This window comes from Thermaerobacillus caldiproteolyticus, from assembly GCF_013761245.1.
Classification (GTDB): domain Bacteria; phylum Bacillota; class Bacilli; order Bacillales; family Anoxybacillaceae; genus Thermaerobacillus; species Thermaerobacillus caldiproteolyticus.
The window spans coordinates 177,504-201,705 of sequence record NZ_JACDUT010000004.1 but is presented as its reverse complement, the minus strand read 5'-3'; the positions used below and the strand labels follow the sequence as shown (position 1 = coordinate 201,705).

The 24,202-nt window shown below is 42.6% G+C and carries 19 protein-coding genes; 9 read left to right on the top strand and 10 right to left on the bottom strand.

Annotation, left to right across the window (positions count from 1 at the left end):
* Nucleotides 1-3: 3 nt before the first annotated feature.
* A complete protein-coding gene (locus tag HNR31_RS07965) occupies nucleotides 4-2,874 on the bottom strand; it encodes an EAL domain-containing protein (RefSeq protein ID WP_181555722.1) in 2,871 nt (956 codons plus the stop codon).
* Between the two features lie 142 nt (nucleotides 2,875-3,016).
* Nucleotides 3,017-3,370 (bottom strand): YisL family protein, encoded by a 354-nt coding sequence (locus tag HNR31_RS07960; protein ID WP_181555721.1) that lies wholly within the window; start codon nucleotides 3,368-3,370, stop codon nucleotides 3,017-3,019.
* Nucleotides 3,371-3,590: 220 nt separating this feature from the next.
* On the opposite strand from HNR31_RS07960, the gene HNR31_RS07955 reads away from it, so the two are divergent.
* Complete coding sequence (locus HNR31_RS07955) at nucleotides 3,591-4,787, top strand: ornithine--oxo-acid transaminase (protein WP_181555720.1); 1,197 nt, start codon at nucleotides 3,591-3,593, stop codon at nucleotides 4,785-4,787.
* 392 nt (nucleotides 4,788-5,179) lie between these two features.
* Here the strand turns inward: HNR31_RS07955 and HNR31_RS07950 are convergent, their stop codons facing one another.
* Nucleotides 5,180-6,082, bottom strand: a complete 903-nt coding sequence (locus HNR31_RS07950) for a fumarylacetoacetate hydrolase family protein (protein ID WP_181555719.1) — start codon at nucleotides 6,080-6,082, stop codon at nucleotides 5,180-5,182.
* Nucleotides 6,083-6,300: 218 nt separating this feature from the next.
* Between HNR31_RS07950 and HNR31_RS07945 the strand changes: the two genes are divergently transcribed.
* Nucleotides 6,301-6,480 carry an aspartyl-phosphate phosphatase Spo0E family protein gene (locus HNR31_RS07945; RefSeq protein WP_373367387.1) on the top strand — a complete coding sequence of 60 codons (180 nt, stop codon included), beginning with the start codon at nucleotides 6,301-6,303 and terminating at the stop codon, nucleotides 6,478-6,480.
* A 7-nt stretch (nucleotides 6,481-6,487) separates the two neighbouring features.
* Here HNR31_RS07945 and HNR31_RS07940 read toward each other — a convergent pair whose 3' ends face one another.
* From HNR31_RS07940 to HNR31_RS07930, 3 genes are all read right to left on the bottom strand, one after another.
* The gene (locus HNR31_RS07940) at nucleotides 6,488-7,687 is read right to left on the bottom strand and encodes a DUF418 domain-containing protein (RefSeq protein ID WP_181555717.1); all 1,200 of its coding nucleotides are present in this window, start codon (nucleotides 7,685-7,687) and stop codon (nucleotides 6,488-6,490) included.
* 102 nt (nucleotides 7,688-7,789) lie between these two features.
* Complete coding sequence (locus HNR31_RS07935; protein ID WP_181555716.1) at nucleotides 7,790-9,382, bottom strand: long-chain-fatty-acid--CoA ligase; 1,593 nt, start codon at nucleotides 9,380-9,382, stop codon at nucleotides 7,790-7,792.
* A gap of 94 nt (nucleotides 9,383-9,476) precedes the next feature.
* Nucleotides 9,477-9,701 (bottom strand): spore germination protein, encoded by a 225-nt coding sequence (locus tag HNR31_RS07930; RefSeq protein WP_181555854.1) that lies wholly within the window; start codon nucleotides 9,699-9,701, stop codon nucleotides 9,477-9,479.
* A 157-nt stretch (nucleotides 9,702-9,858) separates the two neighbouring features.
* Here HNR31_RS07930 and HNR31_RS07925 point away from each other — a divergent pair, with 157 nt between their 5' ends.
* The 7 genes from HNR31_RS07925 (at nucleotide 9,859) to HNR31_RS07895 (ending at nucleotide 12,163) form a co-directional block, all read left to right on the top strand.
* Nucleotides 9,859-10,083 (top strand): spore germination protein, encoded by a 225-nt coding sequence (locus HNR31_RS07925; protein WP_181555715.1) that lies wholly within the window; start codon nucleotides 9,859-9,861, stop codon nucleotides 10,081-10,083.
* 66 nt (nucleotides 10,084-10,149) lie between these two features.
* The gene (locus HNR31_RS07920; protein ID WP_181555853.1) at nucleotides 10,150-10,371 is read left to right on the top strand and encodes a spore germination protein; all 222 of its coding nucleotides are present in this window, start codon (nucleotides 10,150-10,152) and stop codon (nucleotides 10,369-10,371) included.
* A gap of 12 nt (nucleotides 10,372-10,383) precedes the next feature.
* Nucleotides 10,384-10,596 (top strand): spore germination protein GerPB, encoded by a 213-nt coding sequence (locus tag HNR31_RS07915; protein WP_181555714.1) that lies wholly within the window; start codon nucleotides 10,384-10,386, stop codon nucleotides 10,594-10,596.
* A gap of 83 nt (nucleotides 10,597-10,679) precedes the next feature.
* Nucleotides 10,680-11,288: a spore germination protein GerPC gene (gene gerPC / locus HNR31_RS07910; protein WP_181555713.1), complete on the top strand. Its 609-nt coding sequence runs from the start codon at nucleotides 10,680-10,682 to the stop codon at nucleotides 11,286-11,288.
* Nucleotides 11,285-11,461 (top strand): spore gernimation protein GerPD, encoded by a 177-nt coding sequence (locus tag HNR31_RS07905; RefSeq protein WP_181555712.1) that lies wholly within the window; start codon nucleotides 11,285-11,287, stop codon nucleotides 11,459-11,461. The genes gerPC and HNR31_RS07905 overlap by 4 nt, the downstream gene beginning before the upstream one ends.
* A gap of 49 nt (nucleotides 11,462-11,510) precedes the next feature.
* Entirely contained in the window at nucleotides 11,511-11,939 is a 429-nt protein-coding gene (locus HNR31_RS07900; protein WP_181555711.1) for a spore germination protein GerPE, read from the top strand.
* A 2-nt stretch (nucleotides 11,940-11,941) separates the two neighbouring features.
* Nucleotides 11,942-12,163: a spore germination protein gene (locus tag HNR31_RS07895; protein ID WP_181555710.1), complete on the top strand. Its 222-nt coding sequence runs from the start codon at nucleotides 11,942-11,944 to the stop codon at nucleotides 12,161-12,163.
* Between the two features lie 50 nt (nucleotides 12,164-12,213).
* On the opposite strand, the gene HNR31_RS07890 is transcribed toward HNR31_RS07895, so the two are convergent.
* From HNR31_RS07890 to addB, 4 genes are read right to left on the bottom strand one after another with little or no spacing between them, the layout of a single operon-like run.
* The gene (locus tag HNR31_RS07890) at nucleotides 12,214-15,576 is read right to left on the bottom strand and encodes an AAA family ATPase (protein WP_181555709.1); all 3,363 of its coding nucleotides are present in this window, start codon (nucleotides 15,574-15,576) and stop codon (nucleotides 12,214-12,216) included.
* On the bottom strand, nucleotides 15,576-16,751 hold the full coding sequence (locus HNR31_RS07885; RefSeq protein WP_181555708.1) for an exonuclease SbcCD subunit D: 1,176 nt from the start codon (nucleotides 16,749-16,751) through the stop codon (nucleotides 15,576-15,578). Before HNR31_RS07885 ends, HNR31_RS07890 begins: the two co-directional genes overlap by 1 nt.
* 38 nt (nucleotides 16,752-16,789) lie before the next feature.
* Nucleotides 16,790-20,542 carry a helicase-exonuclease AddAB subunit AddA gene (gene addA, locus HNR31_RS07880; RefSeq protein WP_181555707.1) on the bottom strand — a complete coding sequence of 1,251 codons (3,753 nt, stop codon included), beginning with the start codon at nucleotides 20,540-20,542 and terminating at the stop codon, nucleotides 16,790-16,792.
* Nucleotides 20,535-24,044, bottom strand: coding sequence for a helicase-exonuclease AddAB subunit AddB (gene addB, locus HNR31_RS07875; protein WP_181555706.1), 3,510 nt, complete (start codon nucleotides 24,042-24,044; stop codon nucleotides 20,535-20,537). The genes addA and addB overlap by 8 nt, the downstream gene beginning before the upstream one ends.
* Nucleotides 24,045-24,202: the final 158 nt, after the last annotated feature.

Sequence of the window (24,202 nt, the reverse complement as noted above, 5' to 3'; positions counted from 1 at the left end):
TGATTAATGACTAACAGCAATATATTTAGTGAACTCTTCAGCAGTTACTGGTTGATAAAATACATACCCTTGTGCATAATGGCAACGAAGCGCTTTCAATAATTCAACTTGTTCCTCTGTTTCCACTCCTTCAGCGACAATTTTGATTCCTAATCCATATCCCATTGTGACAATGGCCTTGACAATGGCGATATCAGAAGCGTTTTTATGCAATTGTTCAATAAAAGAACGGTCAATTTTGAGCACATTAATCGGTAAATTCTTTAAATAACTAAACGACGAATACCCTGTTCCAAAATCGTCAATCGAAATACCGACCCCGAGTTGTTGTAGCTCTTTCATCACTTGCGTACTATAGTGAACGTTTCGCAACATGGAACTTTCCGTTAATTCTAAATTCAAATAGTGTGGTTCTAGCCCTGATTGAGATAACGCTCGCTTCACATCGTCAACAAAGTCGGGCTGTTGAAATTGACTAGCGGACACATTCACAGAAATGGTGAGCGGATGCAAACCGAATTGTTGCCATTGTTTCGTCTGCTTGCATGCGGTAACTAACACCCAACGCCCTACTTCATGGATAATTCCTGTTTCTTCGGCAAGAGGAATAAATTCATCTGGTTTTACAAGCCCGAGTTTCGGATGGCGCCAACGAAGAAGTGCTTCATTGCCAATGATGGTTCCCGTTTGGACATCAACAAGCGGCTGATAACATAAGAAAAATTCTCTTTTCTCCAACGCTTTTCGCAAATAGCCTTCAAGCTCTAAGCGATAGAGCGTCTGCTCATTCATTTCTGTGGAATAAAATTCAATCCGGTTTCCTCCTCCTTGTTTTGCACGATTCACAGCGGCATCAGCATTTTTTAATAATGAATGTTTATCGACGCCATTAGTAGGATACAGACTAATGCCGATGCTTGCTGTGATAAACAATTCTTTGTTTTCATATACAATTGGCTTGGCAATGGCTTGCAAAATTCTCCGTGCTGTTTCCACCACTTTCTCCGGTTCGGCTTGTTTGGTGAGCAACATGCTGAACTTATCGCCGTGAAACCTTCCTAAATAAGCACCTGTCGGCAAGACAGTTTGGATTCGCTGCGCTAGCTGTTTTAAAATTTCATCTCCCGCATAATGTCCGATGCTGTCATTAATCATTTTAAATCGGTCCATATCAATAAACAGGACAGCAATCGGTTGTTTCTTCCGCTTTGCCCGCTCGATGTGCTCATCGATGAATTCCATAAACTTAACGCGGTTCGGCAAATTCGTATCTATGTCATAGTAAGCTAAATATGCGATTTTTTCTTCAGCCCTTTTTTGTTCGGTAATATCCCGGCCAATGCTGTAAACACCGATTTTTTCGCCGTTCACAATAATCGGGACATTTTTAATTTGAAACAATAACGTTTCTCCTGATTTCGTAGGAATCTCTAAATTATAGTATTGTACTTTGCCGCGAAGCGCTCGATAAAAGTGCATGCTCACGCGACGGACATCTTTAGGGTGAATATACTTTAACAAATTTGTATATAAAATCTCATCTTTTGTATAGCCGAGAATGGTTTCAAACGCTGGATTCACGCTTGTAAAATTCCCATGTAAGTCTGTCGAATACACAATATCTGTATTATGTTCAAAAAGTGATTGATAGCGTTGTTTTGCCATTTCGACACTCAAGTGAAGACGTTCGACATCACGAGATGAAGAATCCATTAAATCCGCTAATGTGATGAGACCTTGAAATACAGTTGGAATATGAAAATGAATTGGAACGATGGGGTTCTTCTCCGTTCGTTTTCCTTCAGATAACGTAAATAAGGCAAAAGCGGTCGAACTCGTATTGGCTCGTCCATATTTCACAGCGATCTCTTGAAATGGAAACAAAGTGAAAGTAGGGGCTATTTGTTCCATTGCTTGAACGGCTTGTTTCATTAGCGGTGATAAATACCCTTCTGCAACCGTACCGCTATATAAAAAAATGGATTCTGTTGGCTGCTTGGAGATCTTTCGTAAATCATGCGTTATTCTTTCTAACACTTCTTTTATATGAACATAGCTAAACTGGATATGTTCTCCCCCATGAAGATGACGATTCACTTGAATTGACCCATCTTCATACACATTGATGACTTGTAAACATTCTTTATAGCCATGGCGCTTTATAATAAATGGAAATTCCATAGCGGAATGAGGTATCCTCTCCATAAATTCTTTTCCCAAATATCGTTCAAGCACTGTGAGCGCTCTTTTTCCATTCAATTCGTATAGCCGGTCACCATTGCACTTCGTTACTGAAAACGAAATCCCAACTTCTTTCCAAGGAAAAGAGCTATATGTATGGACACGCAAATAAGAGCTATTGAAACCGACCGCGATGACTCCACGTGTAACAATACCTTGTTCGGAAAATAACGTTTCTCCTTCGTGTATCCCCCCACCAATTATTACCGTTTTTTCACTAACGGATTGTACCCCGCTCATCACGCTAGGAAGATCGTGCAAATGCTGGGCAAAAAGAAGAAGAAGTTTCGTTTCTTCCGTCACAAGCGTTTCAGCAATGTATTTTCCAAGCTCATACCCATTATCAAATTCCTCTTCATTTAATACTAGAGATTGGCATGTTGTTCTTTCAAAAACAGTAAACGAAATCATCCACTCTCTATGCGAATCCGCCCGTTCGTCCGTTGCCAGTCCGATTATCGTTGCTTGTGGCAGCTTTTTGTGAAGCTGCTGGAGCACGTCATGTATATAAAATGGAGGTGCCATGCTGATTGACAGTTGGACAAAAATATGGTCGTATTGTGAAAGATAGTGATGCTCTATAAAATGGGTAAGTTCGTGTGCATCATTGCATACAAGACGATATGCCTTCATTAGTTTCACCACGCTCTACAAAACCTTTTAAAAATTAAGAAATATCCTACTATTAACATATCATACTTTTTCCCGCTAAGAAAAGTAGGAAAATCATAGAAAAAGTGGCAATCCCATAGTAATAATAGGACTGCCACTTCTATTAAAACAAATGAAAACCTAAAGGGAGCTTTAACCCTAAGTAAAGAACTAGAATAAATGCAATGACAAGCTGAATCCAAGCAGGCTGTGTACGTGTTCCTTTTCGCGTACGAACCACGACCATCTCCATCGCTCCGATGACCCACAAGCCAACAAGTACTTTTACGATATACAATGGCGGAATTGACGCAAGCATATATAGTAAAATTGCGCCCGTGATAATGATTAGAACATAAAACAGACGTAACACCATATGCATCATTTTGGCCTTTGGGGAATTTGTCTTTTGTAACGAAAGAGTGACAAAAAACAAAATGAGCGCGATTACCCACGTAGTAATATGTGCATGTGTCATGATATTTCCTGATTACGCCAACCTGCCTTTGAAAACGTTATTCTCTTATATGACGTTTGGGCGAATCTTTCTCGTAACCAGGAATTGCACCTCCTCTCAACTACACTTCATTCCCATCATAGCATGTTCGTTTACAAAAAGACAAACATTCTAACAAGCCCATTCTCTTTTTGTTATAATGTAAATTAGGGCGAGAATACAAATATTAGGAGGAACTGGCATGAACAAAACAACGGAAATTATCGATTTAACCGAACAATACGGGGCAAATAACTATCACCCGCTTCCAGTTGTTCTTTCTAAAGGGGAAGGAGTATGGGTAGAAGATCCGGAAGGTAATCGTTACATGGACATGTTAAGCGCTTACTCCGCCGTTAACCAAGGTCACCGCCATCCAAAAATTATTCAGGCACTGAAAGAACAAGCCGACCGGATTACGTTAACATCAAGAGCATTCCACAATGATCAATTAGGTGCGTGGTATGAAAAAGTAGCGAAATTAACTGGAAAAGACATGATTTTACCGATGAATACAGGAGCTGAGGCGGTAGAAACAGCCGTCAAAGCTGCTCGACGCTGGGCATATGACGTCAAAGGGGTCGAAAAAGACAAAGCAGAAATCATTGTTTGCGAAGATAACTTCCACGGTCGAACAATGACAGCAGTATCGATGTCCTCTAACGATGAATATAAACGCGGTTTTGGTCCGATGCTTCCAGGGATTAAAGTCATTCCATTTGGTGATGTCGAAGCATTAAAGAAAGCGATTACAAAAAATACAGCGGCGTTTATTTTTGAACCGATTCAAGGCGAAGCAGGTATCAACATTCCTCCTGAAGGCTTCTTAAAAGAAGCGTACGACGTATGTAAAGAAAACAACGTTCTATACATTGCTGATGAAATTCAAGCCGGCTTAGGTCGTTCCGGTAAAATGTTTGCTTGTGATTGGGAAGACGTTGTTCCGGATATGTACATTCTTGGTAAAGCATTAGGCGGCGGAGTATTTCCTATTTCTTGTGTGGCAGCCAATCGCGACATTCTTGGCGTATTTAATCCGGGTTCACACGGCTCCACATTTGGTGGAAATCCGCTTGCTTGCGCCGTTTCCATCGCTGCAATTGACGTGCTTGTGGAAGAAAAACTAGCAGAACGTTCCTTAGAACTAGGTAACTACTTCCAAGAAAAATTGCGTGAAATTCAACATCCTGATATTAAAGAAGTTCGCGGAAGAGGACTGTTCATCGGTGTTGAATTACACGGTCCAGCCCGTCCATATTGTGAAAAACTACAACAAGAAGGGCTGTTATGTAAAGAGACACACGATACAGTCATTCGTTTTGCGCCGCCGCTCATCATTACGAAAGAACAGCTTGACTGGGCGATTGAAAAAGTGAAAAAAGTGTTTAACGAACAATGAGAAAAGCACAAGCGGCTCAATTTCTCTATTCCGGATCCCGTGATGGGAGAATGTTCTTCGCTCACTAGACGGCTTGTCCCCCTTCCCGGAAAAAAAGATTATTTGACTCCGGAGCTGCTTAAAATATCCTTTTTTAAGTCATGTTTTAAGCAGGTTTTGCATAGATGCCCATTCAGGACTGGTCGCCGAGCTAGACAAAAGGAAAAAACGGAGGCGGCTCGATCAGATCTCAAATCCAATCGTTCTTCGCCCACAAAAGTACTTGTAATTCGAGAGAAAAGATTATTTGGCACAAGAGAGCTAACCGCTGAGCTAGACAGAGATTCAAATTTTATACTTTCTTATCCAATAAAAGGGATGGGGCTGTCTCCATAAAAAGACAGCCCTCCTTTTTATTCTCCAATATAGTTCCGCAGCGTTCCGATCCTTTCAATTGTCACTTCGACAACATCGCCCGCTTGCAAAAAGCGAGGTGGTTTCATGCCTTTTCCAACTCCTGCTGGCGTTCCAGTTGCAATGATATCGCCCGGCTCTAATGTCATTCCTTGAGAAATCGTTGCAATGATGGTTTCGACATTAAAAATAAATTGCTCTGTGCTCGCTTTTTGACGCGTTTCTCCATTTACTTTTGTCTCAATTTGTAAGCGGTTTGAATTTGGAATGAACGAGCGATGAACAATCCACGGTCCCATCGGACAGAACGTATCTAGACTTTTTCCAAGTAAATATTGCTGATGGCGCTCCTGTAAATCGCGCGCTGTCACATCGTTAATAATCGTATATCCGAACACATAATCAAGCGCTTCATCCTTTTTAATTGCTTTTCCCCTTTTACCGATAACAACCGCTAATTCTCCTTCATAATCGAGTTCGTTCGTCACTTGCTCATGACGCAAAATTGTCGCTTCATGTCCAATCACAGTCGTCGGTACTTTTGAAAATAGGATAAGATGCTTAGGAATATCATCGGCACTTCCTAGTTCAATCGCATGATCGACATAGTTTTTCCCGACACAAAAAATATTTTTCACCGGACGCGGAATCGGTGCTAACAGGCGCACATCCTGAAGCGGATACACGTATGGTTCAGATGGATTTTGTTCAATCCACTTCACGATATCCCTCACTTTGTCTGTGAATGCTTCTCCTAATGCAATACACTCTAATAAAGAGGAAGGAAGCGTGATATCACCATACATCACTTGTTCGGCTAACCGTACATCTATGACTTCCCTCTCTTGATGAATAACGCCAACGAATATTTCGCCGTTTCGCTCCGCTGTGACAAACTTCATCTGATTTTCCCTTCCTTTCTTATCTCGTCTCAAGGTTGTATATTCTTTCTTTTTTTCAAAAAACCCTACTCATTGTAGAATTTTGTTTAAATATGTAGAGTTATAACTTATTTTAGCGAACACCTTTCTTTTTTCGTCGTTCCATGTATAATAGTTTTTAGCTTCTCCTCGTTTTTAAACGACAAAGTATTGTTAATAAAAAAATGTTGGTGAACGCTATGATGATTTTAATTGAAGAAAAACGACAACAGATGATTGAGTTAGCGTTAACATATGGATTTACCGCCAAAGAAACGATCCAATGTAGCCAGGAGTTAGATGAACTCATCAACCTCTATTTTCAAGAAACTCTTCCCATGTCTAAAAATCACGAGAGAACCCCGTCACTTGTCCCTTGATATGGCGTTAAGAGTGGCTTTTTTGTTTTGAAACACGATGCTTTAGCGGCTGCTTCTTTCCGTACGTTATCGTTCTCCACACCCATTCAAACGGCCCCATTCGGAACGACTGTAACCATCGTTGGCTTGCGATCACTTGAACAACATAGATAACGATCGCTATTAGTTCTCCGTAAAACGGGCGAACACTTCCATATAGTGCGAACCCATAGTGATAAAACAACATTGTACAAACTACGGACTGAAACAAATAGTTGGTTAAGGACATGCGGCCGACTGCAGCAAATGGCAATAACACCTTACGCCATCGTTCACGTTGAAAAAGAAGAACAATTGCTGCAGCATAAAATAAAGCAAGGGCTGTCCCGCCAAATATATCTTGTACATACTCAGTCAATAGATTTTTTTCTGTGAAATACGGCAACAGTTTCAGTAATATTCCCGTAATAAAAGCTATTAAACAGAGCCGCCGAATCGTGCCAACATGCTGTTCGATGCAAGTAAACCATTGCTTTTGCGCAACGTATCCTCCAAATAAACCAATTCCTAAAAGAGTAAGAATTGTAAACAATAATCCCCCTGCTCCGTTAATGTACATCCAATCGTGCCAACGCTGCCAAAAAATCTCCACGACGGTTCCGTCGCGATAGTGTTGGATCGCTTCATCGGCTAATCTTGCATGATTGCTAGAGAGCTCCCCATTTTCTCCTGAAAGTAGAGCAAGCCCTAAAAAGAGGCTAACAATAAGATGGGGAACAAAGAAACAAAGGATAGCCCCGATAAACCATACACGTGTGTGCACCCGGTAAAAAAGGAGCAACAAACATCCTGTCAACGCATACGCTATTAAAATATCACCATACCAAATGAAAAAAGCGTGAAAGGCGCCAATCATGAATAAAGCAAGCAAACGGCGGGAAAAAATGCGTGGAAATGAGACCCCTTTTTCACTCATTCGCTCGCGAAATAGAATCATGCTGAAACCAAATAGAAAAGCAAATAGTGGATAAAAACTTGCTTGGGCGATGAGGTCAACAACAGTTTCTGTCCAACGGTCTATCGCATGGGGCCACCACTGTTCCGTCTCTATGTACATCGCCGGTGAATGAAAATTGGGCATATTCACCACCAAAATCCCAAATATCGCAAAACCTCGCATCACATCGATCACGGTCAAGCGGCTATTCGATGTTGTTCGTTCATTCATCTGCTTCCCTCCATTCATATTGTGCATCCTCCTATTAAGGAAAAAGGCTCCGCTTGCTTGCGGAGACCTATGCTTATATCGAAATCGTCTGTGCTCTTTGCCTTAGTTCACATAGCGTCCGGCTTTTCCGAGAGTATTCCAATATTCTTTGCGCAAATGAACTTTTTGAATTTTACCTGAAGCGGTTTTTGGCAATTCATCAACAAACGTTACCCCGGTAATCGCTTTAAAATGCGCTAATTTCTCCCTAGAAAACGCAATTAACTCTTGCTCGGTGACATGGTGTCCCGGTCGTGTCACGACAAAGGCATGAGGCGTTTCTCCCCACTTCTTGTGCGGCACAGCAATCACAGCGGCTTCTAATACCGCTGGATGATCGTAAAGAACTCCTTCCACTTCAATCGAAGAAATGTTTTCTCCGCCGCTAATAATAATATCTTTTTTCCGATCAACGATGTCAATGTTTCCATACTGATCGACCGTTGCCATGTCCCCTGTATACAACCAACCGTTCCGAATCGTTTCCATTGTTGCCTCTGGATTTTTCCAATATCCTTTCATGACGCCGTTGCTTCTAACAATGAGTTCGCCAATCGTTTTTCCGTCATGCGGCACTTCCTCTCCCTGTTCATTGACAACTTTTACTTCACAGCCGATCATCGCATGTCCTGCTTTGGCTTTCATGCGGTATTGTTCATGTAACGGCAAATCACCTAAATGAGAGCGAATCGTGGAAACAGTGCTAAGCGGAGAAGATTCTGTCATTCCATACACTTGAATGAACTCCCACCCAAGCTCTTTTTCTACGCGCGTCACAAATGCCGGCGGTGGTGCAGATCCAGCAATGACCACACGAACTGGATGACTAATCGACGGTTTATATTGCTCATAATACTGCAAAAGCAAGTTAAGCACGGTCGGAGCCATATGCATGACACTTACTTTATACTTTTCAATACAGTTAAAAATCCATTCAGGAACCGCTTTTCGCAAACAAATTTGTGTGGCACCATTGGCGGTGTAATAAAACGGTGCCCCCCATCCATTGACGTGAAACATTGGCAACACGTGCAAATAGTTATCGCGGTCCGAAACGCGAAGATGGTGCATCGCCACTAACGCATGCAAGTAGTTATTTCGATGTGTTAACATCACCCCTTTTGGTTTTCCCGTTGTTCCGCTTGTATAAAGAAGACTGCATATATCGTTTTCGTCAATGTCCGGCCGTTCAAATGCTGTCGTCGGATACTGAGCCAACCACTCATCGTAAGCGATTTCATTTGTATCTTCATCTTTATAATGAACGATAATGGTTTCCACCGTTTGCAGCTGATTTTTAATAGGGACAATGAGATGATACAATTCCTGATCGACAAACAGCACTTTGCTTTCACTATGATTTAAAATAAACAAGTAATCATCCGGTTTTAGGCGGATATTGAGCGGTACCATGACAGCTCCAAGTTGAAATATACCGTAAAATCCCTCTAACATTTCGAGCGTATTCGGCGCTAAATAAGCGACGCGATCTCCTTTTGTTACCCCCAAGTCTTTCAAACCGTGCGAAAGTTGATTGGCTCGTTCATAGAGCTGCTTATATGTAATTTCCTTGCCGTCACAAATGACACCCGTTTTGTCTCCGTATAACGACACCGCTCGATCTAAAAAATGCGTCACCACTAATGGTACATTCATGCCTCCATCCCCTTTGTTTATAATTCAGAAAATTCTTTCATTAATAAAATTATATCATATTATTTATAAAAAAAGCGCTACAAAACTGTAACGCTTACCTATTAGCGACATTGCTAGAATCTTTCAAATCAGAGTCAAGGGTATTTGTTACACTGCAGAATGTGTTCGTTAGCAAAAAATCTCCCGTGTTTCCGCCGCCTGCCCCAGAATATGCTTTAGTCGTACTTTTAGGAGCAATTTGTAAAACATCTCCCATATTGACCGTACCATTTCCCGCTACGCTTGTCACTTTTACTCCTCCAACAATCACTGCCGGCATGCGCATCATCCTTTTAACCTTTTATTAACTTATTGTATGAAATGAAAAAAGAACCGTATAGACGCACACCCCCCGTTCAACACTTTCTTCACCCTTACATACACTAAATTAAACATTCCCTTCATCATTTAACCTATTCAGAAAGGATGTGGAGCATATGCCATCATTTATTGGCGGTCCAGTAAAAATTACACATGTCAGTGGCGATGGAACGGTGAACTTTGGAGACGTGCTGCAAATTGCGCCAAAAAGTACAACGAAATCACACTCAGGTTCGGGCGGAACAAATAATGGCGACTTTATGCAAACGAATACATTTGTTAGTTTCACGAATACGTCCGATCCGGATGCAGTGGATTCAAACACTGCAGCGAACAACTAAAACAATCACACTTTCCTGCATATGCCCATAAGATAAAAAGTAAGAATGAAGGAAAGGTGTATGAACATGCCAGCATTCGTTGGAGTAGTAAAGCTTAACAGCATCTCAAGCAGTGGAGTGTTTCATATCGGGGATGTTTTCGCGATCTCGCCATACAGTGTCGCAAAAACGTTTGCCGGTGCTGGCTCTTTTAATACAGGTGACGGTTTACACATTTATAACTATTACAGCAACACAAATACAAATGACGCAGACGTAGTGGATGAAAATATCGTGGGCAATGCATAAAGGAGTGGAAAAATGAATTTTTATATTAACCAAAGCATATGGATTTATCAGTTCAAAATTGGCTCTGTCACAAATTCATCTGTTTTACAAATCGGTAGCGCTGGTAGTATTCAAGCCCTTTCAACTTTAAGTAATACGGGGGGCTTTGCCCAACCTGCCCCTGAAGCAAAAGTCACTGCACCTCCCATCACTCCATTGGTGCCCCTTCACGGTCCGACTCGCTAAAAAATCCTCAAAAAAAGTGATGACAACTATTCGCAGCCAATATATTTGAAAGAGAAGGGACCTTTGAGAGGATGATCGATCATATGAGCACTTCGTTTCCACACGACTATTTCATCAAGTTACAGCAGTATTTATTATGGCAGACAAACAAAATCAAAAAGCTTGAGCAACAACTGACGCTTCTTGAAAAGGAGCTAAAAGAAATAAAACAGCGTCCACAAACGACGATTGAAAGAATTGAATATAAATTTGACCAATTAAAAGTCGAAACGCTTGAAGGAACATTAAATATCGGTCTGACTCCAAACGGCACAGGCGCGATCGAAGACTTTGCCGTCAGTCCAGAAAAAATGATTGTTCCCCAGCCAGAACCTATCTTATTCCGCAACATTCAAACAAAAGTGAATAACTATTTAACGAATGAATGTCAAAAAACACTAGAGCAATTGGAAGAAAAGTATGCATATCAGCTTGATGAAACATATCGCCAGTTTATTCTTCAAGACATTAGCCGCCAAGTCGATGAACGAATTCGCTTTTACTTACAGCAAAAGATGAATAATGGGTATATCCCAGAAGCGAACTCTTCAGAAGCGGTCGAAAAAGAAATTTTTGAAAAAGTAAGAGAAGACATTGAGCAATCCCTTGAAAGCTTTATCAAACATTTACCGAAACAAGGAGGAGAAAAATGAATTATACCGTCATTAACCGCGATGTTCAAGTCGGAGACATTTATCTCACCGCTGTAACGAGTTCTTCCATTCTTTTAATTGGTGATGCTGACATTATTAATCTCGCCTCAGCCTTCGATACTCCGCCTGAATCATTATTCGTTGGCCCATTTGTTCCACTCACTCCAAAATGACCAATAGCATGAATAATCATCATAAACGTATGAAAGGTTGTTCTTATTTATGAAACGATTATCCATTGTGCAACAATTGAATAGCAAAACGGTGATTATCAGTTCTGTTCTTCAAATCGGTGACTCTCGCGAAATCATTTCCCGCTCTAAGGTTTTAGCTGTACAACGACAATATGAACTTTTTTTAGGAAGCGAAGGAGAAGGGACATTCCCCATATTCACTAAACCTATTCAAAAGTTAGATATCAATGCAGAAGCTATACGAATTAATAGACTTAATGAATCACCAATTATTTCCGTTCGATCCATTTATGTGATAGCTGCCTCTACTTCAGCTGTTATTCATATTGGCTCGACATCAACCATTAACGGCGAAACGAGAATTAAGCATATTCGCCAATTAGCGGAAAACTATTCGCCCCCTTCTCCAGCACTTTCCGCTCCACAACCCACTATTCGTATCACAAAGGATGAGTAAGTATGCCTGCCGTTGTAGGTCCGATTAAAATTACTAATGTTAGTAGTGGTGCAGTGGTTCAAGTGGGCGATTCTCTATACATCTCTCCTAAAGTAGCGACAAAAACACAGATGGGTTCAGGTGGTTTTAATACGGGAGATTTTATTATGACGAATAACGGGATCAGCTTTACAAACACTTTTGATCCGGATGTGTTTGACAGTAATGTAGCGGCCAATAACTAACGGCTAGTGAAAAAGGTTGAGAGAAATCACTATCTCTCAACCTTTTGCTGTTACATGATTTCTAATTTCACGCGAGTGCCTCGCCCAGAAGGTTCAGCCGGTTCCACAATAAGACGCTTCGGTAAGCGTTCACGAATTTCTTGAACATGACTAATGACACCGATGGAGAGACGTTTTGAATGAAGCTTTTCCAAGGCAGAAATGACCGTATCCAACAATTCGGAATCAAGCGTTCCGAATCCTTCATCGAGGAAGAAAAACTGCAATGGATATTCGCCGCGCAGTTGAATTTGTGCAGATAGTGCCAAGGCAAGCGACAATGATGTTAAAAAGGTCTCTCCTCCTGATAACGTTGTGACAGGCCTTCTGATACCTCCATTGGCATCATCACGAATGACAAATCCTCCTTGTGAATCCACTTCGATAGCATAACGCTGGCGGGTCAAGGATCCAAGCCGCTCGGAAGCCATGCGCGTCACTTGGATGAGCTGCTCCTCTGCCATAAATTCAACGAAACTATTTCCTTTTAAAATAGATTGTAAATGCTTATAACGTTCAACAAGAAGCGCTAATGTTTTTCGCTTTTCTTCTAATTCGACAAAACGTTTATGCTTTTTCATGAGCTCTTCTAGTTTGCTTTGGGCAGCTCCAAGCTGTTGAATCATCTCATCTACCCCTTGTTTCATTTCACGATAAAGGGATTGCGCTTCTTCCCATTTGTGTTTCTCAATCGTTTGTCCGTTCATAGCCTCTGTTACTTTTTTCAGCTGGGCTTGCACGTGTTGCACTTGTTGCCAGTAACCGGAAAGGTGCTCCTCCCACGCTGCACGTACTTCTTGTACGGTAAATGCTGCTTTGACTTCTTGCTCATGCTGAAACGGTGTTTTCCTCAGCTCTCTAAACCATTGTTCCTTTGCTGCCTCATATCGTTTTTTTCCGTCTTCTGCTGATTGCCGTGCTGCTTTCGCTTCACTGTCTAGCATCTGATAGTGTTTTTGCGCTTGTTGCCATTGTTCATAGGCGGATTCTTCCTGTTTTTTCAAGCGGACAAGTTGTTGTTCGGTATAGGCAAGCTGCTGTTCAATATGTTCAATGCCGACTTGTTCCGATAATTTTGCTTTATATTCATTGATTAGCTCTTGTTTGGCTTGCTGTAAAGAAATGAGACGAATTTTTTCTTTTTCTAATTCCCGCTGTTGCTGCTGCAACTGTTCTTTTTCTTGTAATTTATTTTCTAAAAACGGAATGCTGTCATCGATTCGTTTTTGCAGTTGTTGAACAATTTTTTCTCGCTGCCGAATTTGTTCACGAAGTTGATCTACCTTCATAAAATCAAGGTCGTTGTACGTTTTACGCCATTTATTTTTAGCCTCGACATATTCCTCAGTTCTCTCTTTTTCCTGTTGCTGCAATTCTTTGACATCAGCTTCTAGCAATCTCATTTCATGTTCTAATTGTTGCTTTGCTTTTTCAACAAGGCGAAACTGTTGGATCGTGTTTTGTATCGCCTCTTTGAGCGCTAAATAGTCCTGTTGGAGCGCTTTCGTTTCCACAATGATATTTGTTTCTTCTACGACAAGCTGACTTACATCCAATGGTTGGAACACCCACTCATTTCCTGTCTCATCAATGATAGAATGGGCGAGGTGCTCCAATTGGGCTTTTAATGTATGTATTAATGGCATTTGTGATTGTTCTTGTTTTAAGCGCTGTTCTATGACGCGAACCGCTTCATGGTCATCTTGGTCACCTTCGACATGCTGGCGTGGATTTGGATGCTCTAACGACCCGCAAACCGGGCATGGCTCTCCTTGACGTAATTGTTCAGCGAGCAACGCGGCAAGTCTCTCGGTCTTTGCTTTTTCCAGCTTCTCTTGCACCGCTTGTAGCTGCCGTTCGTGCTTTTCCATGTTTTTGATCAGCTGCCACTCTCGCTCACATACGTAATGATATGTTTTTTCGATTTGTGCAAAAAGACGATGGAGTTTTTCTTGAATGATCTCGGCTTGTTGTTGTTTCTTTTCCTTTTCTGTCTGTTTTGTTCCCCATGCTTGCTCTTTTTTCACAAGCCGTTCCTTTATTTCTCGAATGGATTCCTCGATTCTTTTTATCTGTTGTGCTTCTTCATAGGCTCGGTCTAGCCGTTCTCTTTCTTCCATCGGAATGATCTGTTTTTGCAGCTCATGTTTGAGCATTTGTTGCTTTTCAAGTCCGCGGGCGTACAGTTGCTCAACGGCATGCAACTGTTTGTCATTGTTTTGTTCCTCTTCTTCGATCATTTTCAGCTGTTGAATAATGCGGTGCAGTTCCGCTTCAAATCCTTTCATTTCCACAATAAGGCGCTTTGCTTGCCCAAGCTGTTCCTTTTTTGACAACAATTGAGGTTCATTCGTCGCTTTTTCTTGACGTGCTCGCTCGTAATGGTTCAGCGCCTCTTTATACCGTTTTTCCGCTTCCATTCGTTTTTGTTCTAGCTCAGTTAGTTTTTCTTGTGCAGCAGTCAACAAATGAATGGAAGTTTCATACTGTTCAAGATACGGACGAAGGCGTTCGGCTTGTTCTGCTTTTTCTTTTTTCCTTTCTAGAGCGCGAATTTGTTCTTCTTCATCGGCAAGTTTAGCCAGTTCAGCCTCTAATGCTTCCTTTTCATTTTGCCAAGCCCATAACTGTTTTTGCTTTTCTAGTTCCGCTTCCATTTCCTGCAGCTCAATCTTTCGTTTTTCCAGTAGCTGCCGGCATGCATGGAAGTCTTGCTCCGCCTGTTCAAGCGCCTCTTTTGAAGCATCTCCTAGCCCTGTTTGTTCTGCTATCACTTCGTTTAATTCATTGGAAACGAGAGCGAGTTTTTCTTTTAATTTTTTATTAAGGCGATCACCATACGGCTCGAGATGAAACAGTCGCTGTAGCATTTGACGACGCTCGGCCCCTTTTAACGATAAAAATTCAGCAAACTTTCCCTGTGGTAAAACGACGGCGCGCGTAAAATCTTTCATCTCAAGCCCGAGCAGCTGCTCAATTTTTTTATTGACATCCGTCAATTTATCGGCTAGAACAATTTTTTCTTCTCCGATCTCCATCAAACGGCTTGTTCCGCTTTTCAGCCGCCACTCATCTCCGCGCTTAAAACTTCGTTCAACGGTATAACGCTTCGTACCAGCAGCGTTTTCCAATTCAAAAGTAAATGAAACAAACAATTCGTTCTCAGCATGGTTCATAATGCCGTGTGTATGGTTCGTCGCTCGTTCAACACTGCCAAACAGCGCCAGCGTCATCGCGTCTAAAATCGTCGACTTCCCGCTTCCCGTCGGACCGAAAATCCCAAACACACCACCTTCGCATAGCGCTTGAAAATCAATGATTTGTTTTTCACGAAAGCTATGTAATCCAGCAATGGCTAAAGAAATTGGTTTCATCACTCCATCTCCCCATCATCGTCTTCGGCAACTAATTCCAAAAATAGCTTGACCAGCTCGTCGTCCGCTTTTGCTCCACCTGTTTGCCGCTCGTAAAAGCGACGAAACATATCTTCAAGCGACACATGTTCTTGTGTTGCTTGTTCTATATCATTCTCTTGTTGCAGAAACACCGGACGAATATGGATAAGGCCGGAATGAAGTTTACGCAAATGATGAATCTCTTCCATCGATAACGATTGCTGAAGATGAATTTCAAGGTCAATCCAAGCTGTTTTGTCCCTTCCTTCCTCAATCCATTGATACACTTGGGCAAGTCCCTCTGTCGCTTTCCATCTCACCAGCGGTCTCCCGCTTGATAGCGGAATTTCTGAGACGAACGCTGGCTCGTTCGGTTTCACATCAATAATGGTTACCGATTTGGCATACCCCGCTTCGGAAAAACTATAGGCAAGCGGCGAACCGGAATAGCGCGCCACCGTTTCAGCCCGCTTGACGTATTGCGGGCGATGTAAATGCCCAAGCGCCACATACTGCGCTGCTTTTGGCAAGCTCTCGGCCGCTACCGTATAAGCACCACCAACTTCGATCGGCCGTTCTGAATCAGACGTGCTCCCTCCGGCAACATAAATGTGGCTCATTGCTATATTAACCGTATTCGGAGAAAACGAGCGGCTCATCGCTTCAAATAGTCCGCGAATTCTCTCATCATACTTGTCCCTTATGAGCAGCTGTTCATGGCTTTCCGAAAGCAATTCCGAAAGCCGAGACTCCGACGGATACGGAAGCGCTGCTAACATCATCGTTTCACCGCTCGTTGGCACATCTAGACGATAAACCGTCGAACTCGGCCGACCAAGCAAAAGAATGCCGTAATCCACCACTAAATTCGAAGCAGCGGCAATTCGCTCCGGCTGATCATGATTTCCGGCAATAACGGCGACACGTCGCTTTCCTTTATCCGAAAGGCGCGCCAAACTTTCGTAAAATAACTGTTCCGCTGCCGCCGGTGGATTGACGGAGTCAAATACATCACCAGCCATTAAAACAACGTCGATGTTTTCTTTTTCTACGATCTCTACTAATTCATCGATAAACTGCTCTTGTTCCGGCAAGCGGTTTCGCCCTTCTAGAGTTCTTCCTAAATGCCAATCGGCCGTGTGTAACACACGCATTCGTTTTCAACGCTCCTTTTTTCAACATTCTCTTAGAATCACATTGGAAGAAGATGTGAACCATCAAATACATATAAATAACATTCATGGACGTTCGTTTTCCAAATTTGTTCAACGGCGCGACGATATAGGTTCACTTGCGCTTCGTAGCGAGATTTCATCACCTGTTTTGCCTCTTCCCAACCGCCTTGAAAGCGCCCTGTCACCGTATCCGTTTTAAAATCGATTAATACAAGTCCGTCGTCGTCCTCGAATAAACAATCGATAACCCCTTGAACAAGGACGTACCCGTCTTCACTTGCGTATGATTGCCCGTACACGTCCTGCGCCGACATTGCTAAGCTAAACGGAACTTCGCGATAAATATTCCGAGCTTGGCATAAACGTTTTCCAACATCGGTAGTAAAAAAGGCAACCACACTCGAAACATCAATGGCATTTGCCTGTTCATGCGTTAACAATTCGATATGGACCATTTTTGCGACTTGCTCCCGAATCGTCTCTTCCGTAATCGGTTGGGTAACATCCACATGCTGCATGACCATATGCATGGCTGTACCGCGCTCCGCTGGTGTTAGCTTTTTCGCCTGCATAAACCGTGGCCGTTCAAAAATCGGATTGGAAAGTGAGCGAAGAAGCGTACGATCGGCATGTTCCGCAAAAATGTCTCGTTGCCGCTTTAATTCAGATACCGTCTGTTTCGCACGAACAATCGTTTCCTGTTTGTACTCGTACTCCCATGTAAGTTGACGATTCACTTGCTGCTTATAGTCACTCGTTTGTGAAACAGGCTTCATATTTTGAATCGCTCTCATGATTTCCGCATCAATCTGTTCTTTCGCTACATCAATTTCATATAATTGCTCTGCACCGACAATCTCGATATTCCATTTTGATGGATGATTCTTAATTTCTTCCGATACGACAAAGGAATGTTCCCATAAATGTTGAGCATCACGATGGCGAATGAGCGCACGGCCTATCCAATCTAAATAGCAGCTTGCCGAGGCGCGAACATCATCGGAAAGAAGCCATTGTTCCGCCGTAATGTCGTTTTTCCATTTCGCCATTTCTTTCTCAGCATTTTTTACCACGGCAACTAAGTATAACTTTTCTTTCGCACGCGTTAAGGCGACATAAAGGATTCTCATTTCTTCCGCCAATAAATCGAGACGCAATTTTTTCTTTAGGGCAATTTGCGGCAACGTCGGATAACTAATGCGCAACTTCGGATCAACAAATCGCGTCGCAAATCCTAGTTCTTTGTCCAGCAAATATGGCTTGTTCACATCTTGCATATTAAACGAACGCGCCAATCCGGCAACAAAGACAATCGGAAATTCGAGACCTTTGCTGCTGTGAATCGTCATCAACCGAACGACATCTTCTTGTTCACCGAGCGCACGCGCCGCTCCTAAATCGTCGCCGCGGTTTTGCATCCGTTCAATAAAGCGCAAGAATCGAAATAAGCCGCGAAAAGAGGTCGCTTCGTATTGCCGCGCCCGGTCATAAAGAGCGCGTAAATTCGCTTGGCGTTGTTTTCCGCCGGGCATACCGCCGACAAAATCGTAAAAATGGGTATCTCGATACAGCTGCCAAATTAAATCGGCTAACGAACCTTGTCGCGCTCTCGTTCGCCATTGTTGCAGGTGTTCGTAAAATTGCCGCAACGTCTTTTGCAGCGCTTTTTCCTCTTCATTATCAGCTGCTTTGTTAATAAACGAGAGAAGTGCTTCGTAATACGTTCCTTTTCTTTCATGAAGGCGGATGAGCGCCAATTCATTTTCATTCAAACCGACAATCGGCGAGCGCAGCACCGCTGCAAGCGGAATGTCTTGGTAAGGATTGTCAATAATTTTCAACAATGATAGCATCACCGATACTTCAGTCGCTTGAAAATATCCTGATGAAAGATCCGCATATACAGGAATTCCTTGAGCTCGAAACTCTTCAATCATCTGCGGTGCTGACGACATTGAGCGCAGTAAGATGACGATATCGCGATACATGACACGGCGCATTCGTTTTGCCTTGCGATCATAGACTTCAAATGATCCGGCAATGAGCTCTTTAATTTTGTTGGCCATCATCCGTGCCTCTAGCTGTGCTGCAGCAAGTTCATTTCTGTTAAATCCCTCTTCTTCCGTTTCCGCTTCTTCGATTCCACCGCTGTTGCGATCAATGATAATGAGTTCTGTTGCAACATGTTCACTCTCTGGATAATCACTTGCACCTAATTTCAGTTCTGCCTCTTCGTCATAAACAATTTCGCCAACGGTTTCTCCCATAATTTGTTTAAAAATAAAGTTCGTTCCGTCAAGAATCCCGGCGCGACTTCGGAAGTTACGCGATAAATCAATTTTCATTCCCGCCGTTTCGCCATCAGCTGTAAACCGTTTATATTTGCTTAAAAATAAAAACGGCTCAGCTAAACGGAAACGGTAAATCGACTGTTTGACGTCACCGACCATAAATAAATTCCCGAACTGCTCATTCCCTTTAGTGACAAGCTGTAAAATTGCTTCTTGCACCATGTTCACATCTTGATACTCGTCAATAAGCACCTCGGCAAATTGCGCACGATAATCAAGCGCCGCCTCTGAAGGAATAAGTTGTTCTTCCGTAGAGTCAGGATGTCGTAAAATTTGTAAACAGTAGTGTTCTAAGTCAGAAAAATCCACCAATCCTCTTTCTCGCTTCGCCTGTTGAAATCGTTCCGTAAATTGCTTCACAAGTTGAACAACCGTTTCGACGATCGGCTTCATTTCGCATATGTGCCGAAGCCATGTATCTGGGCGAAGTGAAAAGATGTCATCACGAATATTTTCCAATTTTTTCTTCGCCTGTTCGCGCAAAGCAGCTGCTTCATCAATCAGTTCCTGTTTATACTCGTCGCCGCGACACGGCTTTGCACGCGAGAACGAAAACGCGTGCATTTGCTCATATAATTCATTCCAAGAGCGAGCCTTCGCTTCCTCTAATCTTGCAATAATTTGTAAATCGTCGCGGAAGTTTTCCACACGCGGCAGCGGTCCCCCTGGCAGCTGCGCCACCTCAAGCGCCCTTGTCAGCAACCGTTTTACCGCTGCCAGCTCCATATCGATATACCGTTGTAAATGCGCGATATATGGCAGCTGCTCAAGCTTCATTTCCGTACCAATATCATACATATCAACAAGCCGATCGAGCCAACGGAACGGATCGGGGTGAGAGCGAGAAAACTCGTAAATCGTTAAGATCATCTCCTGTAAATCCTCATCGCTCCGATCGCCTGTATAGCGGTCAACGACCTGAAAAAACTGTTCATTTTCCTCTTTTCCGTACTGTTCCTCTAACAGTTCTTCCATCACTTCATCTTTTAACAGTTCCACTTCCGTATCATCGGCAATGCGAAACACAGGATCAATGTCAATGAGGTAGTAATATTTGCGAATGACGTCCAAGCAAAATGCATGGATCGTCGAAATGGATGCACGATTTAACAGGCTGAGTTGTCGTCTTAAATGTAGAGAACTCGGATGTTTTTCGATTTCTCTTTCAATTGCCTCAGCAATTCGTGTCTTCATTTCCGCTGCTGAAGCGTTGGTAAACGTCACAACAAGCAGACGATCAACATCAATAGGGTCGTCTTCGGCAACAATTTTTTCGATAATCCGTTCGACTAGCACTGCCGTTTTTCCAGACCCAGCCGCAGCAGCAACTAAAATATGCCGTCCATCCTCTACGATCGCTTTCCATTGTTCATCGGTCCACTGGCTTCCTTCCGGTTTCGGACGGATTTGTCTATTCATCCTTCTCCTTCCCTTCCACTAGTTTTCTCACAATCTCACTTTTTGCTTGCGGTATTAACACGCGATATTGGTTGCTTGGAAATGATTCATCAAATTGACAAACGGATTTGAACGAACAAAACTCGCACGGTGTTTGCTCGCTTAGTTTGTAAGGTGATATATCAATGACCCCTTCAACAATACGGAGCCCAATCGTTTTGAACAAGTGGCGAACGTGCCGGCGAAGATGGTGGAAGTCATCTTCGCTTACGACAGAAGAGCTTGAATGAATTGCTCCCTTTTTCGTAATTTGTGCAGGAACAATGAGAGACCATTTTCCGTCTTCGAGCCGCTTGTCCATCAATCGAACGACTTCTTCATCTCCTAGCAATAAGCCGCGCATTTTAAATTGCTCTAACAGCTTTCGCTCGACTTCTTTTTCATCATTGAATAACTGATCGCTTTTAATGATCGGATTATGGATATGGAAATATAAAATTCCTGCCGGCCATGCTGCGCTTCCGACTAATTGTTCCGCGTAAGTAATGACAATGTCTAAATACGTCAACATTTGCAATGCGAGCCCATAATACACTTCTGTTAAATTTAATGATTTAGCACTTGATTTATAGTCAATGACGCGCAATAACACCCCTTTAGAGCTATCTGCTTTATCGACTCGGTCAATGCGTCCGACTAACTCCATTAATGTACCATCTTGAAGGCGAAACGTGAGCGGTGGCAACACGCCGTTCGGACCAAATTCTAGTTCAAGTCCAACCGGAACGAATCCGCTTGCTTTTGCATGTTCGCTTAATACCGCTGTCGTCCGTGAAATGATTTGTTGTAACTTTCGCTTCATATAGTGATAACGGTTCGAGCTTAACAAAATTTCTTGTTGAATGGTTGGTGCAATTCGTTCCACCGCTTCTACTGACAGTTGTTCGCATTGTTGTTTTGACAGTTGACCCCATTCTAGTTTCGCGTCATGAAGACGGTCGGAAATAAACTTTAACGCAGAATGAAACAGTTGCCCGATATCCGGTGCCTCTAGCCGGAAAATGTTCCGCTCTTTTAAGCGTAAACCATGCGATAGAAAATGAGAAAACGGGCATTTTTGAAATTGCTCCATTCGTGAGACGCTCGCTTGAATTTTTTTGCCGTACAGTTGTTTCGTAATATCTTTTTTCAACGGTTGTGCTACATTTTCATAAAATAAGCTAGCCAACACGTTTCGAGCTATTGAGCGCCACTTTTCGTCATCTGCGTAAAAGTTATACACATCCCACCAAATCGGGTGAATTGGATAATTTCGCTTCCATGCTTGCAATTGAGCAACAAGGTATGTAAGTGTTGCATGTGGATGCGTAACAAATTCACATTGTTCATCGTCCGTTGCTTCAAGCGGCTCGTTTCCGCGCGAACGTGGATGCAAAGATGGAAATAATGCGCAAAGACGCTTCAATAACATCGAAGGTGCTAACGCTTTTCCTTCTTCATTGGCTAACGGATACGTAATATACAACCGCTCACTTGGACTGGTCAGTGCTAAATAAATCGAAAATGATTCGTAGAACAGCTGCTCTCTTCCACCCGGAGCCACATTTAAACCGGACTCGTGCAAAATCTCCCGTTCATTTTCCGCCAAAAGACCGTCTTCTTTCATTTTAGCAGGAATGATCCCGTCATTTGCGCCGATGATGAACGCACACTTGATATCAACAAGGCGTGAACGGTCAAAATGCGCAATTAACACTTGATCGATGGCAGGTGGCACAAGAGAAAATTCAAGGCGGTCAAGTCCCGTTTCGATAATTTTGGCAAACTCACTCAGTGAAAGCGATTCTTCTCCTAACATTTCGACGTATTGGTCAAGCAAGTCAATGACAGCTTTCCATACTTGATCATGCTGCCTTGCTTTTATTAAATTTCCCCGCGCTTCTGCCTCTATCTGCAGCCGTTCTAGCTTTTTTGGAATCTCTAATTCTTCTAAATATCGATAAATCGCTTCACAGAAAGCGCGCCCATCCTTTGCCCGCTGCAAGCGGCGTTGCAATGTCACAAGCGGCGTCGCCACCAACTCCCGCCACTTGTTGATTTGATCTTCGCGTTGTTTTTCTTCATCCGTTTGCGGTAACGATAGCCCTTCCACCGCTTGATAACGCCGGTATGTCCAACGCTCTCCGTTCGTCCATTTCGCTCCTTTGATTCCATAGGCAAGCACGTAATTTTCCAGCTCGTCCATCGCTTCACGCATCTTCGCTATGTTCGCATCACTCGGAAACAGCAAGTCCGTTTTTACAGCGCGAAACACCGCCTCATAACGCCAATGCGATGTAACAACTTCTAAACTGGAACGAAGCAATTCGATGAGCGGATGATGAAGCATCGGTTCCTTTTCATCCATAAAATACGGAATGTGAAAATCTTGAAAAATCGTTTTCAATATATCGCGATAATCATTGGTGTTTCGAACTAAGACAGCAATATCTTTATAACGATACCCTTGATCGCGAACAAGACGAACGATTTCGCGTGCGACTGCTTCAATTTCCGCACGGCGATTTGAAGCTTCATAGATTTGAATCGCTTCCGTTTCTTCTAAAAAAGAAACAGCCGGTCGAGAATCATAGTGCGCTTCTAAATGAGCAAGCGCAGCTTCACGATGACGAACGTTTTGCTGTAACAATTCTACATCGTCGATAGCGACATTGTTTAGCAACGCCATTTCACGAATGTCATGGTACGTTTGGCCTGTCAGGCGAAATAAATGAAGTTCATTTGGGAGGTGATCGTTGTAAGGAGCATCCACTGTTAACGCAATTGTTACGCGCTTACAATGAAGCAATAACTGTTCAAGTACCATATATTCTTGTGGAGTAAAATGATGGAACCCATCTACATAAATTTCAGCATTGGCAAGATAGCGCGATTGTGGAATTTTCTCAGCTAATAGACGCAAATAATCTTCTGAATCAATATAATGATGCATCAATTGCTTTTCTAATTGTTCATAAATGAGGTGTAAATCGCTTAATTTATCGGCTAATACTTTTGCCGTTGCCTTTGCCTGTTGTTCGCGCAGTACGTTAGCTTTTTCTAAAAGCTGTTCAGGTGTAATACAATAGCGCTTGCATTCGACAATCATGTCCCCAAGCTGTGTCATGAATCCCGCTTTATCGGCAGCGCGACCAAACAGCTTAAATTCCGGCTTGTGCCGCTCAATAATTTTTCGTAACAACATTTGAATCCCAACATCGTTCAAGTGGTATCGGCTCATGCCTCCTGTCTCCTGCAAAACACGCCAAGCCAGCCGGGTAAAGCTGAATACTTGAGCGCGAATCATCCCCCCTAATCCCGGTGTATGTATAAGCTTATATTCCGATTGAAACGTCATTTGTTCAGGAACAAGATAAACAATGGAAGGCCCATTTGGTTCTTCTCTCAATATTTCGCGAATTTCATTTAAACATTTTGTCGTTTTCCCGCTTCCGGATCGTCCTAAAATAAAGCGAAGCGACATGACATCATCACCTTCATTTTCCAGCATTTCTTTTATTATAGCACATATGTTCGATACTTAAAAGGAATGTGTAGCAGTTTTTTGTCGCGAAATAAGTATATCTGTTTTTTCTTGTTAGTTCTATATAAGTTTTTGATACAATTTTTCCATATATTCCT